At 70.5% G+C, this 14,427-nt stretch carries 12 protein-coding genes and 1 tRNA gene; 3 read left to right on the forward strand and 10 right to left on the reverse strand.

Going from position 1 to position 14,427, the window contains the following annotated elements; translation table 11 throughout:
• Nucleotides 1–63 precede the first annotated feature (63 nt).
• The 7 genes from pknB to DEI96_RS00110 form a co-directional block, all read right to left on the reverse strand.
• A complete protein-coding gene (gene pknB / locus DEI96_RS00080; protein WP_258372711.1) occupies nucleotides 64–1,890 on the reverse strand; it encodes a Stk1 family PASTA domain-containing Ser/Thr kinase in 1,827 nt (608 codons plus the stop codon).
• 121 nt (nucleotides 1,891–2,011) lie between these two features.
• Nucleotides 2,012–3,778 (reverse strand): serine/threonine-protein kinase, encoded by a 1,767-nt coding sequence (locus DEI96_RS00085; protein ID WP_111022492.1) that lies wholly within the window; start codon nucleotides 3,776–3,778, stop codon nucleotides 2,012–2,014.
• Nucleotides 3,775–5,229, reverse strand: a complete 1,455-nt coding sequence (locus tag DEI96_RS00090; protein WP_110863675.1) for a peptidoglycan D,D-transpeptidase FtsI family protein — start codon at nucleotides 5,227–5,229, stop codon at nucleotides 3,775–3,777. The genes DEI96_RS00085 and DEI96_RS00090 overlap by 4 nt, the downstream gene beginning before the upstream one ends.
• Complete coding sequence (locus tag DEI96_RS00095; protein WP_071248670.1) at nucleotides 5,226–6,671, reverse strand: FtsW/RodA/SpoVE family cell cycle protein; 1,446 nt, start codon at nucleotides 6,669–6,671, stop codon at nucleotides 5,226–5,228. The genes DEI96_RS00090 and DEI96_RS00095 overlap by 4 nt, the downstream gene beginning before the upstream one ends.
• Nucleotides 6,668–8,020 (reverse strand): Stp1/IreP family PP2C-type Ser/Thr phosphatase, encoded by a 1,353-nt coding sequence (locus DEI96_RS00100; protein ID WP_071404143.1) that lies wholly within the window; start codon nucleotides 8,018–8,020, stop codon nucleotides 6,668–6,670. The genes DEI96_RS00095 and DEI96_RS00100 overlap by 4 nt, the downstream gene beginning before the upstream one ends.
• Before the next feature lie 6 nt (nucleotides 8,021–8,026).
• Complete coding sequence (locus tag DEI96_RS00105) at nucleotides 8,027–8,578, reverse strand: FHA domain-containing protein FhaB/FipA (RefSeq protein ID WP_111022491.1); 552 nt, start codon at nucleotides 8,576–8,578, stop codon at nucleotides 8,027–8,029.
• Nucleotides 8,575–9,255 (reverse strand): FHA domain-containing protein, encoded by a 681-nt coding sequence (locus DEI96_RS00110; protein WP_110863674.1) that lies wholly within the window; start codon nucleotides 9,253–9,255, stop codon nucleotides 8,575–8,577. The genes DEI96_RS00105 and DEI96_RS00110 overlap by 4 nt, the downstream gene beginning before the upstream one ends.
• An 86-nt stretch (nucleotides 9,256–9,341) precedes the next feature.
• On the opposite strand from DEI96_RS00110, the gene DEI96_RS00115 reads away from it, so the two are divergent.
• A tRNA-Leu gene (locus tag DEI96_RS00115) sits at nucleotides 9,342–9,428 on the forward strand.
• Nucleotides 9,429–9,515: 87 nt separating this feature from the next.
• Here the strand turns inward: DEI96_RS00115 and DEI96_RS00120 are convergent.
• Nucleotides 9,516–9,995, reverse strand: a complete 480-nt coding sequence (locus DEI96_RS00120) for a hypothetical protein (RefSeq protein WP_111022490.1) — start codon at nucleotides 9,993–9,995, stop codon at nucleotides 9,516–9,518.
• Between the two features lie 90 nt (nucleotides 9,996–10,085).
• Between DEI96_RS00120 and DEI96_RS00125 the strand changes: the two genes are divergently transcribed.
• Nucleotides 10,086–10,772: an NUDIX domain-containing protein gene (locus tag DEI96_RS00125; protein WP_111022561.1), complete on the forward strand. Its 687-nt coding sequence runs from the start codon at nucleotides 10,086–10,088 to the stop codon at nucleotides 10,770–10,772.
• On the opposite strand, the gene DEI96_RS00130 is transcribed toward DEI96_RS00125, so the two are convergent.
• Both DEI96_RS00130 and DEI96_RS00135 read right to left on the reverse strand, forming a co-directional pair.
• Nucleotides 10,755–11,372, reverse strand: coding sequence for a TetR/AcrR family transcriptional regulator (locus DEI96_RS00130; protein ID WP_181440450.1), 618 nt, complete (start codon nucleotides 11,370–11,372; stop codon nucleotides 10,755–10,757). The two genes, DEI96_RS00125 and DEI96_RS00130, sit on opposite strands and share 18 nt — an antisense overlap.
• Before the next feature lie 20 nt (nucleotides 11,373–11,392).
• Nucleotides 11,393–12,928, reverse strand: a complete 1,536-nt coding sequence (locus DEI96_RS00135) for a PucR family transcriptional regulator (protein ID WP_111022488.1) — start codon at nucleotides 12,926–12,928, stop codon at nucleotides 11,393–11,395.
• A 92-nt stretch (nucleotides 12,929–13,020) separates the two neighbouring features.
• Here DEI96_RS00135 and gabT point away from each other — a divergent pair, with 92 nt between their 5' ends.
• Nucleotides 13,021–14,382, forward strand: coding sequence for a 4-aminobutyrate--2-oxoglutarate transaminase (gene gabT / locus DEI96_RS00140; RefSeq protein WP_111022487.1), 1,362 nt, complete (start codon nucleotides 13,021–13,023; stop codon nucleotides 14,380–14,382).
• The last annotated feature ends 45 nt before the right edge of the window (nucleotides 14,383–14,427 follow it).

A 14,427-nucleotide genomic window follows, 5' to 3' on the forward strand; every position in this document is an offset into this window, starting at 1 on the left:
CGGAGGACGGACTGGAGGCCCGTCACCCGTCCGTCAGGACGGTCCCATCAGGAGACGGTCGGCTCAGCGGCCGTCGTCACCCTGGTCGTCACCGCGATCGTCGTTCCCGCTGTTCCCGCCGCTGTCGTTGTTGTCGTTGTTCGACGACGGTGCCTTCGGTGGCGCCGCAGCTCGCGCGCAGTAGGTGAGCGTGACGGCACTGCCCTGGGCGACGTCTCCGGCAGGGGTGTCCTGCTGGGTCACGAGTCCGCCGGTGCACGAGTAGGACGGCGCCGGGTTCACGGTGAGCCCGAGCTGCTCGACGGTGGCCTTCGCCGCCGAGTACTGCTGCTGCGTGACGTCGGGCAGCTGCACCTTCCCGTTGGAGATCGTGAGGTTGATCACGATGCCCTTGGTGTGCAGGGAACCCGACTCGGGGTCGGAGCTCAGCACGGTGCCCTCGGGGACGTCGGCCGAGTAGTCGCTCGAGATCGCTCCGAGACGGAATCCGGCGTCGTCCAGGGACTGTTGCGCTGCCGCTTGCGACTGCCCGTTGAGCTCGGGCACGGGGACGCGTTCCGGGCCGAGGGAGACCACGACGTTGACGTTCTGGTTGCGCCCGACGTTCACGCCGGAGCCCGGGTCCGTCCGGATGACCGTGCCCTTGTCGACGCTGTCGGAGTTCTCCTCGACCCTGACGGGCTTGAGGTCCTTCTTGTCGAGGGCACTGGCCGCGGCGCTGTAGGTCGACCCCGCCACGTTGGGCACGCTGACCGAGGACGACACCGGCGGCTTGCCCGGCTGCAGGTTGGCGACGAAGAACACCACGGCGACGATGACCGCGACGGTGAGCAGGATGCCGACCCAGATCCACGCGACCGGAGGACGGTTCTGCGTGCGCTGCGGTCGGTGCTCGGCGGTGTCGTCGTCGAGTTCGCGGAACGCCGATGCGGCGTTCGTCGTCGTGCGGGGGTCGACGCCGAAGAGCACGGTCGAGGCGTCGTTCGCCGCGTTCTGCTGCTGCTTCTTCGTCGACGCGGGCACCCGGCCGGCTGCGGCCTGCTGCAGGTCCGAGCGGAACTCGGCCGCGTTCTGGAACCGGCGCGTGCGGTCCTTGACCAGGGCGTGGAGGGTCACGGCGTCGAGGGCCGGGGACACGTCGGGCGAGATCGTCGACGGTGCGACCGGCTGCTCGCTGACGTGCTGGTAGGCGACCGCCACCGGGGTGTCCCCGAGGAACGGTGCGCGACCGGTGAGGAGCTCGAAGAGCACGACGCCGGTCGAGTAGAGGTCGGTGCGGGCGTCGACGGTCTCGCCGCGGGCCTGCTCCGGTGAGAAGTACGAGGCGGTGCCGAGGATCGACGTGGTCTGCGCGACCGTCGCCGAGGTGTCGGTGATGGCCCGGGCGATGCCGAAGTCCATGACCTTGACCTGGCCGGTGTGGGTGACCATGACGTTGGCGGGCTTGATGTCACGGTGGACCACGCCGGCACGGTGCGAGTACTCGAGCGCGGTGAGGATGCCCTCGGTGATGCGCACGGCTTCGTCCGGGGCGACGGCGCCCTCGGCGATGATGTCGGAGAGCGGACGGCCCTCGACGTACTCCATGACGATGAAGGGGACCTGCACCTCGGCGCCCGACGGCTCGGAAACCGTCTCTTCGCCGGCGTCGTACACGCGGACGACGGTGGGGTGCGCCATGCGTGCAGCAGCCTGGGCTTCCTGCCGGAACCGCGTGCGGAAGGCCGGGTCGTTGGCGAGGCTCGGCTTGAGGAGCTTCACCGCGACCTTGCGGCCGAGGCGGGTGTCGTTGCCGAGGTGCACGGTCGCCATGCCGCCCCGACCGATGACGTCACCGATCTCGTAGCGATTGGCGAGGAGCGTGATCCCCGCGGTCACACCTTCTGGCACGTACTCCTCCGTCTGTTCGTCCGGGCTAGTGTACGGCAGCACCACCTGGTGAGACGCTGGTCAGGGAGGGGTCGACCGAACCGTTACCGAACGGTGTCGACAGTCCCCGTCCGGGGGTCGTTCACAGGTCGTCTTGCGGGGTCTCGGTCGGGTTGATCCCGTCGTCCGGGTTGGTCGTCTCCTGGTCCGTGGGCTCGGTCCACTCGACCTGCGCGCCCGGCGAGGACGCGGAGACCACCGAGGAATCGGACTGCGGCGACTTGCAGGTCACCTTGTACGACAGGGTCACCTTGCCGTACTGGGCGCCGGCGACGGTCACCGCAGTACCGGAGGTGGAGCCGGAGCTGCTGCCGTTCGAGGGGACGGTGCCGTTGTCGATCGTGTACGTGTAGCTGACGTCCGAGTACCCGGCGGGGCAGCTCGTGTACGCGGGCCAGCTGAAGGTCACACGACCGGACTCGCTGACGGTCCCGCCGGTGGCACGCTCGGGTGCCGCTGCGGTCAGCACGTCGCCGAACGCCTTGACGGTGACGAGGGTGCCGGGGGCCAGGCTGCCCTCGGGGCTGAGCGACTCGACGGTCCCGACCTGGTCGGACGACGTGGCGTTCGACCCGGCGACGACCTCGGCCTGCAGGCCCCGGGCGCGGAGCTGGTTCGCGACCTGCTCGGCGTTCTGCCCCTGGTAGTCGGCCGCCGAGACCGTGACGCGGGTCTCGGTCGGTTCGGGGGACGGGGTCTGTGTGGGCGTGCGGGTCGCCTTCGGCGTGCTCGAGGACTTCGTGGGCTCGGGTTCCGGGGCGTTGTTCGCGTTCAGGGCGTACGCGGCGCCGGCGGCGAGGGCGAGCACGACGATGATGCCGACGACCCACCAGATCCAGGCGCGCTTCTTCTTCGGTTCCTCGGGCTCGTCGGAGACGGGCGAGCGGGGGGTGCCCGGTCCGCCGGCCATCGCTCCGGCCTGGGTACCGAGGAGTGCGGTCGCGGCGTCGTTCCCCTGGCCCTGGGGCGGGTTGAACGCGACGGTGCCGTTCTGCGCGATCGCGGGGACGGCCACGGTGGCTGCGGCGACGTCACCACGACGGAGCGCCTGTGCGGCGCGTGCGAGGTTCGCGGCCGTCGCGGGACGGTCGGCCGGCTTCTTCGCGATGCACGAGATGACCAGGGCCGAGACCGGCTCGGGGATGTCCCCGGGCAGCGGCGGCGGCTGCTCGTTGATGTGCGCCATCGCGATCGCGACCTGCGACTCACCGGTGAACGGACGACGACCCGCCAGGGCCTCGTACGCGACGATGCCGAGCGAGTAGATGTCGGTCGACGGCGAGGCGGGGTGGCCGCTCGCCTGCTCGGGCGACAGGTACTGCACCGTGCCCATCACCTGACCGGTCGCGGTGAGCGGGACCTGGTCGGCGATGCGGGCGATGCCGAAGTCGGTGATCTTGACGCGGCCGTCGGGCGTGATGAGCAGGTTGCCGGGCTTGATGTCGCGGTGCACCAGGCCGACCGCGTGTGCGGCCTGCAGGGCGTTCGCGGTCTGCGCGACGATGTCGAGCACCTTGTCGACCGGGAGCGTGTGCTCGCGCTCGATCATGGTCGACAGGGCTTCGCCGGGGACGAGCTCCATCACGAGGTAGGCGCTGCCGTCCTCCTCGCCGTAGTCGAAGACGTTGGCGATGCCCTCGTGGTTGACGAGGGCGGCGTGCCGGGCCTCGGCGCGGAAGCGCTCGAGGAAGCCGGGGTCACCGAGGTACTCGTCCTTGAGGATCTTGAGTGCGACGGTTCGGCCGATGACGAGGTCGGTCGCCTGCCACACCTCGCCCATGCCGCCGATGGCGACCCGGGAGGAGAGCTGGTACCGCCCACCGAAGGTGAGTCCGCTGGTGGGTCTCATTTGTTCAGCACCGCCTCCATGACTTTCTTCGCGACCGGGGCCGCGACCGTGTTGCCGACTCCGGACTGCCCGAGCCCGCCGCCGTTGCCGACGACGACCGCGACGGCGACCTCCGGGTCCTTGGCGGGGGCGAACCCCGTGAACCAGAGCGTGTAGGGATCGCCGGTGCCACCTTCGGCCGTGCCGGTCTTGCCGGCGACGTCGACACCGTCGATCTTGGCATTGGTACCGGTCCCCGCGCTCACGACGCTCTGCATGGCCTCGGTGAGGTCAGCGGACTCGGAGGACGACAGCGGATCACTGTACTGCTTCGGGGAGAAGGACTCGACCGTCTTCAGGTCGCTCGTGGTGATCGAGTCGACGAGCGAGGGCTGCATGACCTTGCCGCCGTTCGCGATCCCGGCCGACACCATCGCCATCTGCAGCGGGGAGACCCGGACGCTCGCCTGGCCGAAGGCGCTCAGCATGAGCTGGGCCGTCGAGTCGACGTCGGGGTACTGGCTGGCGGTCGCCGCCATCGGGATCTCGATCGCGTCGCCGAAGCCGTACTTGTCGGCCATGCTCTTGATCGCGTCGTACCCGAGCTTCTGGCCGAGTTCGGCGAACGGGATGTTGCACGAGTACTGGATGGCCGTGCGGAGCTTGACCTTGTCGCCGCCACCGCAGGTGCCGCCCTCGGCGTTGTTGATGTACGAGCTCGTGCCGGGCAGCTGCAGTCGCGACGGGTTCGGGAACGTGGAGTCGAGGTTGTACTTGCCACCCTCGAGTGCCGCCGAGGCCACCACGAGCTTGAACACCGATCCGGGGGTGTACAGGTCGCCGCCGATGGCACGGTTCTGCAGCGGGGCGGTGTCGGCCCCGAGCAGCGCGTCGTACTGCCGCTTGACCTCGGCCGTGTCGTGCGAGGTGAGCGAGTTCGGGTCGTAGCTCGGCTTCGACACCATCGCGAGGATCTTGCCGGTCTTCGGCTGGATCGCGACGACGGCGCCGCTGTTGGTGCCGAGCGCGTCGTACGCGGCCTGCTGCACGTCCGGGTCGATGGTCAGGTTGACGTTGTCGCCCTGGACGTCCTGGCCGGTGAGGATCGAGTTGAGGTTCTGGAAGAACGAGGCGTCCGAGTTGCCCGAGAGCACGGTGTTCTCGGCGCTCTCGATGCCGGTGTTGCCCTGCCCGATCGTGAAGTACCCGGTGACCGCGGAGTACAGGTCGCCGTTCGTGTACTTCCGCTGGTACTGGTACTGGTCGTCCACCGGGGTCGACTCGGCGATCGGGCTGCCGTCCACGAGGATCGCGCCACGCTTCGTGGAGTAACTGTCCAAGATGGTTCGGGAGTTCCGGGAGTCGGCGCGCAACGAGTCGGCCGCGAAGAACTGGATCGACGTCGTCGACACGAAGAGTGCGACGAACATGAGCACGATGACGGTCGAGACACCGCGGAGCTGCCGGTTCATCGACGACGCTCCTTCCTGGTCGCGCGCGCAGATCGCCCGTTCGCAGCGGGGATCGCGCCCTGCTGGACACGCTGTTCGGCTGGGATGGAATCGGTGAGTCGCAGCAACATCGCGGCGATGATCCAGTTGGCGATGAGCGAGGAACCACCGGCGGCCATGAACGGCGTGGTCAGACCGGTCACCGGGATGATCCGGGTGATGCCACCGACGACGACGAACACCTGCAGGGCGATGATGAAGCCGAAGCCGACCCCGAGCAGCTTGCCGAAGTCGTCCTGCGCCATGAACCCGACGCGGATGCCACGCGAGGCGAACACGATGAAGAGGGCGAGGATCGCGAAGACGCCGATCAGGCCGAGCTCTTCACCGAGCGACGCGACGATGTAGTCGGCGTTGGCGACCGGCGTGATGTACGGCCGGCCCTGCCCGAGCCCGGTGCCGGTGATCCCGCCGTTCGCGAAGCCGAACAGGCCCTGCACGAGCTGGTAGCTCGCCTGGGTGTCGCGGCTGAAGACCTCTTGGTTGAACGGGTCGAGCCACTGTTCGAAGCGACCGCGGACGTACTCCAGGACGCTCTGCGCGACGAGGGCGCCACCGATGAACAGCGTGAGACCGATCGCGACCCAGCTGATCCGTGCCGTGGCCACGTAGATCATCACGAGGAACAGGCCGAAGTAGAGCAGGGCGGTGCCGAGGTCGCGCTGGAACACCAGGACGGCCATCGCGGCGCCCCACATGACCAGGATCGGGCCGAGGTCACGGGCACGCGGGAACGTCATGCCGAGGAACTTCTTGCCGACGATCGACAGCGAGTCGCGGGCGGTGACGAGGTACCCGGCGAAGAACAGCGCCATGGTGATCTTCGCGAGCTCACCGGGCTGGAACGAGAACGGGCCGATCTTGATCCAGACCCGCGCGCCACCGATGTTCGTGCCGATCCCCGGCAGCATCGGCAGGAGCAGCAGGACGATCGTCAGCGCCATGAAGATGTAGCGGTACCGCTGCAGGAACCGGTGGTTCCGGACGGCGACGAGCGTGATGATCGCCAGGACCATCGCGAGCATCGTCCAGACGATCTGCTTCACGCCGATGGCGTCCCAGCCGGACAGGCCGTTGTGGACGTCGATGCGGTAGATCTCGGCGATGCCGATGCCGTTCAGGACGAGCGCGATCGGCAGGATGAACGGGTCGGCGTTCTTCGCCACGACGCGCAGCACCACGTGCATGACGAGCGCGAGGCCGAGGATGCCGCCGCCGACCCAGAGCACCGACTGGTCGAACAGCCGGCCCTTGGTGCCGAGCTGCACGAGCACCATCGCACCCGCGCAGATGCCGCACGCGATGACGAGCAGGAAGAGCTCGAGGTTCCGCGCGCGTGCGGGCTCCCGGAGCTTGATCGTGATCGCCTGGGTGAAGGACTGGGCGGCCGTGGCGTTGCTCATCGCGGGCTCCGCGTGGGGCTCGGCGACGGCGAACGGGTCGGCGAGGGCGACGGGGACGAGCTGGCGTCGCCGTCCCCACCGGTGCCGGCCTGGTCCTCACCGGTCGCGGCGGCCTTGCGCAGGCGCTCGACGATGTCCCTGGCGTCGGAGAGTGACTGCGCGTTGATCGTCGAGCGGACGTTCTCGCGGGTGTAGTCCGGCAGCGACGAGACCGTGATGTCGCTGTCCTCGTACACGTCCGACAGCGCCAACGGCCCGATCGACTGCTGCACGCCCTTGTAGATCGCGACGGTGCCCCGGTCGGTGCCGACGTAGTAGTGGTCCTGCGTGATCCGCCAGCCGACGAACACCGCGCCGACGAGCACGGCGACGGCGACCACGAGCGCGACGGTCCAGGACACCCGACGGCGGATGCGGCGTCGGCGGTCCTCGGCGATGAGCTCGGCGAAGAACTGGTCGGACTCGGGTTCGAAGTGCGAGTCCTCGGGGGCGGTGGTGACCTTGAGCGGGTGCAGCAGGATCGTGGGGAGGCGGATCGGCTTGCGGCCGGTCGACGCCTCGAAGGTGAGCGGTGCCGCGGCGGAACCGACCGTGGTGGCCGCGTCGTCGTCGTCCTCGGGTTCGGTGTCCGTGACGTCCATCACCACGACGGTGACGTTGTCCGGGGCGCCGTGGTCGAGCGTCTCCTTCACCAGGCGCTGCGTGACCTGGTTGGCGTCCATGTTCGAGGCCAGGGCGTGGCGGATGCGTTCTTCGGCCAGGTACGAGGACAGGCCGTCGGAGCAGAGCAGCCAGCGGTCGCCCGGCTGGATGTCCATGATCGCCGTGTCGACCTCTGGAGCAGCGTCGACGTCGCCGAGCACGCGCATCAGCACGGAGCGACGCGGGTGGACCGCGGCTTCCTCGGGGGTGATCCGGCCGCTGTCGACGAGCCGCTGGACGAAGGTGTGGTCCGACGTGATCTGCTGCAGCTCGCCGTCGCGGTGACGGTAGATGCGGGAGTCGCCGATGTGCGCGATCGCGATCTGCTCGCCGACGCGGATCATCGCGGACACCGTGGTGCCCATGCCGGTGAGCTCCTGGTGCTCGAACACGGTCTCGGTGATCAGCTGGTTCGCCGCGATGAGCGCCGACTGCAGCGCGAACTCGGCGTCGTGCGCCGACGGGAACTCGCGGTCGACCTCGCGGATGCGTCGGATCGCGATCGCCGACGCGACGTCACCGCCGGCGTGGCCGCCCATGCCGTCCGCCACCGCGAACAGGTGCGCCCCGGCGTAGCCGGAGTCCTGGTTGTTCGCGCGGATGCGCCCCACGTGGGACACAGCGGCGCTCAGCGTGCGAGCGGTCATGCCGGGTTACCGCCGCAGCTCGAACGTCGTCGTCCCGATCGTGATGGGCGTGCCCTCTGCCACGAGGACGGGAGCGCTCACCTTCTGACCGTTGACGAAGGTGCCGTTCGTGGACTCGAGGTCGGTGAGGAGCCAGCCGTCGGCGCGGAGGTCGAGGCGGGCGTGGTTGGTCGAGGTGTAGTCGTCACGGATCACGACGTTCGACTCACTCGAACGCCCGATCGTGATGGGGCCGCCACCCAGCGGCATCTCCATGCCCTCGCGCGCACCCTCGGTGATGACGAGTCGGGCCGCGGCCGGCGAGGCGGGCCGCTGCCCACCACCCGGTTGACCGATCACGTCGGTGAAGGCACCGCTCGAGGCGGGCCCGGGGGCCGCCGCAGCGGGGACGGTGGGGGTGCTGGGCCCGGACGGCGCCGACTTGGGATCGGTCGGGATCGTGCGGACGCGCTGGCCGAAGAGATCGCTGCGCAGGGCGAACACGATCACGAAGACGAACAGCCAGAGCACCGCGAGGAACGCGAAGCGCAGGACGAGCAGGGTCAGGCCTGTGGTCATCGAGCACCTCCGTCGTTCTCCGGGATCACCCGGAACACCATACGGGTACGACCGATCTCGATGGTGGAGTCCGGCTCAACGATCGCCTGCTGGAAGTGCTGACCGTTCAGTTTCGAGCCGTTCGTGGAGCCGAGATCGGTGGCCTGGGCGTGCTTGCCGTCCCACAGCACCTCGACGTGCTTCCGGCTCGTCCCGGTGTCCGCGATGGTGATGTCCGCGTCGCTGCCGCGCCCGATCACCGTGCGCCCGCGGTGCAGTCGGTGTCGCTGCGAGCCGATGTCGAGCACCGGGATCCAGGCCACGTCGCGCTGGACGGTGGTGGAGTCGACCTGCAGGATGCCCGTCGAGAGCGTGCCGTCCTGTTGGAGCCGGATGGTGACCGGGCCGGAGAACGAGTAGTTCTGCGCGACGGCGTGTTGGTGCACCATCTGGGTCAGTTCGTCGATGAGCGGGCGACCGACGTCGTTCATGCGCGTGAAGTCGGGCGGCGCCAGGCGCACGGTGAACTCGTTCGGCACGAGGATGCGCTCGCGCGAGACCACCGCGGCCTTCGTGTCGAGCTCGCGCCGCAGGGCGCTCGAGATCTCGACGGGCTGCACCCCGGAGCGGAAGGTCTTCGCGAAGGCGCCGTTGACGGCGCGTTCCAACCCTCGCTCGAAGTTGTCCAGCAGGCCCATGCGTCTCCCGTGTCGTCGGTCGTCAACCACTGCATGGTAGTGGTTGGCGTTGACACCCGTCTGTGCGTGGTAGTGTTTCGGGGCTGGCGCGAGTGGCGGAATTGGTAGACGCGCACGGTTCAGGTCCGTGTGCTGGAAACGGCGTGGGGGTTCAAGTCCCCCCTCGCGCACCAGGCGAAAACAGGAAAGGCCCCGGAGGAATCCGGGGCCTTTCCTGTTTCTCGGGCGCGGGCCGGGGATGGCCGTCGACGCGTCCGGCCTCAGGCCCGGTCGGCGTCCGTCGTGTGGTCGGCATCCGGCCTGGAGGCACGGCTCGGCCCCGACACGCCGGTTCCGTCGAACCCGTGGTCGGCTCTCCGGGCCTGCTGCGGGGCGAAGAACGGGCGCGCGCTGGGCAGGAAGAGCAGGACCGCGGCGACGACCGACAGTGCGATCGTCAGGACCGCGAGTTCGCCGCCGGTGATGCTCAGGAGCGCGCGGAAGGCCGCGACGACGACGAGCACGATGCGCGCGACGCGGGAGCCCGCGGCCATCCGGAACACCGCCCACGTCACCAGGGCCCAGAGCACCAGGGCGACGATCCCGGCGAGGACCGGCGCCTGGCCGACCGCCGGGTCCGTCGCGAAGAACTGGAGCACCGTGGCGGCGACGCAGGCTGCCACCCACACCAACCACAGCACGAAGGACACGGTGACCACCTGCGGTCGGTCCGGTCGTCGGAGGATGAACGTCCTGGTCATGCTGCACCGTCCTCTGCCGCTCCCTGGTGTGGCACGTCGAGCGTACCGAGCGGACGGGGTCCTGCCGAGGTGCCCCGCTACGGTGACCGGGTGACCGACGAACGCACCACCGTCCAGCGCGCCGGAGTGGACGTCCCCGACGACCGTGGTCGGACGGGCCTCGACGCCGTGGGCCGTGCCCTCGACCGCAACCCCGACGTCGTCGTGCGGGACGTCGAGGTGGTGTCGAACGGGTGGCACGTGCTCCGTCGCACGACCCTCGACGTCCGGCGGCGCGACGGTCGGTGGGACCGGCAGCAGCGCGAGACCTACGACCGCGGGAACGGCGCGACGGTGCTGCCGTACGACGCCGAGCGGGGCACCGTCCTGCTCACGCGGCAGTTCCGGTGGCCCGCGTACGTGAACGGACACCCGGACGGCATGTTGATCGAGGCCGCGGCGGGACTGCTCGACGAGGACGACCCCGAGACCGCGGTCCGGCGTGAAGCCGCCGAGGAGCTCGGCATCCGGCTCGGCGCGCTCGAGCACCTGGGCGACGTGTTCATGAGCCCCGGTTCGGTCACCGAGCGGGTCCACTTCTACCTCGGCGCGTACACGCCGACCGACCGGGTCGAGGCCGGGGGCGGCATCGAGGACGAGGGTGAGGACATCGAGGTGCTCGAGGTGCAGCTCGACGAGGCGCTCGCGATGGTGGCGGACGGTCGGATCGCCGACGGCAAGACGATCATGCTGCTGCAGTGGGTGGCGCTGCGTCGGGTGTCACCCCGACAGGGCTGACCCGTCCAGGCCCACCGCTCGTGCGATCGTCGTGCGGACCAGGGCCTCGCGGGTCGGGCGGTCGAGGTAGTCGACCAGGGCGTACCCGTTGGTGGCGTCGACGAGCGCGAAGAGCAGGCGTCCGACGCCGTCCGGGTCGTCAGTGTGCAGCACCCCCGCGCGCACCCCGTCGACGACGACCGTGGTGGCGAGGAGCTGCCAGTCGTCCATGACGTCCCGTGCCGCGGTCGCCAGTGCCGCGTTCGTGCGGCCGATGCTCCACGCGTCGGCCCACAGGGTGGCGACGTCGTCGCGGGCGGGATCGGCGATGCAACCGAGCAGGGTGCGGAGACCGGCGACGGGGTCGGGCGCAGCGGCGACGAACGCGCGGACCTCGGCGACCTCGGCGTCCGCGACGGTGCGGAACGTCTCGCCGACCAGGTCCTCCATGCTCGGGCGGTAGTGGGCGACGAGCGAGGGCGCGACCCCGATCACGGCGGCGACCCCGCGGAGCGTCACCGCCGCGAGGCCCTCGGCACGCGCCAGGTCGACGGCGGCTGCCGTGATCTGGGATCCGCGTTCGGCCGGGCTCAGGCGCCGGCGGGCCGGTGTCGACGGCATCATCCCACCGTATCCGGGCGTCACGCGCCCTCGACCACGAAGGCTGCCCAGAGGTCGGCGCGGGTCGAGAAGACGGAGAGGTCACGGTCGAGGAGCCGACCGGCGTGCTCCACCCGGGCGCGGGCGGTGTGCCGGTGGATGCCGAGGACCCGTGCGGTGCGGTCGTACTCGCAGTTCTCCTGCAGCCAGGTCCGGACGGTGCCCGTGAGCTCGGTGCCGGCGGTGCGGTCGTGGTCGAGCAGCGGGGCGAGGAACGCGCGGGCGACCGCACCGGCGTCCACGTCGACGTGGGCGAGGTGGGCGAGCACCCCCTCTCGTGCGAGGTCGCCGAACTCGGTGGTGCCCGGGCGTCCTTCACGGCGTCGGTCGAGTGCCTGCACGGCCTCGGTGCGGGCGCGTCCGAACGACCGGTACGCCGCGCCGTCGGACAGGCCGGCGCGCAGGTCGAAGCGGTCGACGAGTTCGGCGACGATCGCGGTGTCGTCCGCGTTCACGCAGAGGAACACGGCGTCGTCGACCGCGAAGAACAGGTGCCCCGGACGGTCCTGCACCCACAGTTCGAGCAGGTCCACCACGGTGTCGAGTTCGTGGTCGGGGACGTCGACGGCCGCGATCCGGACGGGTTCGGCGGGCAGCGGCCCCCACACCTCGCGAGACGTCGCCTGCACCACCTCGGGTTCGCCGACGGACAGCATCGTGAGGAGTCCGGTCCGCAGGAGTCCCCGGGCACGGGCGAGCTCGCGGTTCTGCTGCAGGGCGAGGCCGGCCAGGGCGATCACGGCCGTGACGACCTCGCGTCCGGCCCGGTCGAGTGCTCCGCCGTTCGCGATCGCGAGCACGCCGCTCAGGTGCCCGCCGCTGCCGAGCGTCTGCAGGGTGTACCCGACGCCTCGGTCCGTGGCGACCGGCAGGCTCGCCCGCTGCCCGGAGCGCAGCAGCCGCAGCGCCTCGGTCCGCAGGAGGTCGAGGTCGGCGGCGGGCAGCCCGTCGGCGGGGTGTCCGCGGTCGAGCCGCCCGGAGACGTCGAACAGGCCGACCCACCCGTCGAGCTGGTGGGACAGCTCGGCGATGGTCGCGCCGAGTCCGTCCGGTCGCATCGCGGCGAGCGAGATGGCCCGCTGCGCGGCGAGGGCCCAGGCACCGCGTGCGTTGGCGTCCCGCGCGACCGCTTCGGCGTTGGCCTGCGCGACCGCGATGAAGGACGTCTCGTAGGGCACCTCGAACAGCGGCAGTCCGTGCCGGGTGCAGGCGGTGACCAGGACGTCGGGGGTGCCGGCGCGGACGACCTCGGTGCCGAACCCGAGCGCCACGACACCGCGGTCCACGAGCCGGCGGACGTAGGCCTCGGCGACGTCGTCGCGGACGTCGGCCTCGGCACCGAACTGCGTGCCGGTCGTGAGCAGCCCCTGACCCTCGGCGAGGAACGGCGTCGGGTCCTCGAGGTCCGAGCTGTGCAGCCAGGACAGCGGGGCATCGAGGGCGAGCTCGTCCGCGTCGGTGAGCGGGCGCAGGTGGAGTTCACGCCGGTGCAGCAGGGAGCGCAGCGTTGCGGGCATGCCGTCACCCTATCCACCGGGTCGATCCGCCCGGGGGCCGATGTACGCCGTGGACAGTAGGCGTGTGCGGTGGTGGCTCCTACCATCGCGGCATGTCCTCCACCGCAGCGTCCGCGACCCGAGCGACCACCGGCGGCCCCTCGCTGCCCCAGGAACGACGGCTCGTCACCGCCGTCCCGGGTCCGCGATCGCAGGAGCTGCTCGCCCGGAAGGCCGTCGCCGTCGCGGCCGGGGTCGGCGTCGCCGTGCCCATCGCGGTCGTCGCGGCCGGTGGCGGCGTGGTGGTCGACGCCGACGGCAACTCGTTCGTCGACCTCGGGTCCGGGATCGCCGTGACGTCGGTCGGCAACGCCCACCCCGGCGTGGTCGCCGCCGTCACCGAGCAGGTCGCCGCCTTCACGCACACGTGCTTCACCATCGCCGCCTACGACGGGTACGTCGCCGTGGCCGAGGCGCTCAACCGGCTGACCCCCGGCGACCACGAGAAGCGGACGGCGCTGTTCAACTCCGGGGCCGAGGCCGTCGAGAACGCCGTCAAGATCGCCCGGAAGCACACCGGTCGGCAGGCCGTCGTCGTGTTCGACCACGCCTACCACGGCCGCACGAACCTGACGATGGCGCTGACCGCGAAGAACCAGCCCTACAAGAACGGCTTCGGGCCGTTCGCACCCGAGGTCTACCGCGTCCCGATGTCGTACCCGTTCCACGACGGGCTGTCGGGGCCCGAAGCGGCGAAGCGTGCGATCAGCCAGATCGAGAAGCAGGTCGGCGCCGAGAACACCGCCGCGGTCCTGATCGAACCGATCCAGGGCGAGGGCGGCTTCGTCGTCCCGGCACCGGGGTTCCTCACCGCACTGTCCGAGTGGGCCACCGCCAACGGCGTCGTGTTCATCGCGGACGAGGTGCAGACCGGGTTCGCCCGCACCGGCGCGATGTTCGCCAGCGAGCACGAGGGGATCGTGCCCGACGTCGTCACGACCGCGAAGGGGATGGCCGGCGGACTCCCGTTGTCCGGTGTGACCGGGCGTGCGGCGATCATGGACTCCGCCCACGTCGGCGGCCTCGGCGGCACCTACGGCGGGAACCCGATCGCCTGCGCCGCAGCCCTCGCGGCCATCGACGCCTTCGAGCACGACGGACTCGTCGAGCGCGCCGGGGCGATCGGCACGGTCCTGCTCGACGGCCTGCGCAGCGCTCAGGCCGATGACCCCCGCATCGGCGACGTCCGCGGCCGCGGTGCGATGGTCGCGATGGAGCTCGTCGACCCCGCCACCGGTGATCCCGACCCCGGGCTCACCGGACGGGTGGTGCGGTACGCGTTCGAGCACGGCGTCATCGCCCTCACGGCCGGCACGTACGGCAACGTCGTCCGCTTCCTGCCGCCGCTGTCGATCGACGACGACCTGCTCCGCGACGGCCTGGCCGTCGTCCTCGACGGGCTGGCCGCGTCGTGAGCGCGACGATCCCCGCGACAGCCTGGCCCAGCGTCCCCGACGCCA

Source organism: Curtobacterium sp. MCLR17_031, from assembly GCF_003234775.2.
Taxonomy (GTDB): Bacteria; Actinomycetota; Actinomycetes; order Actinomycetales; family Microbacteriaceae; genus Curtobacterium; species Curtobacterium flaccumfaciens.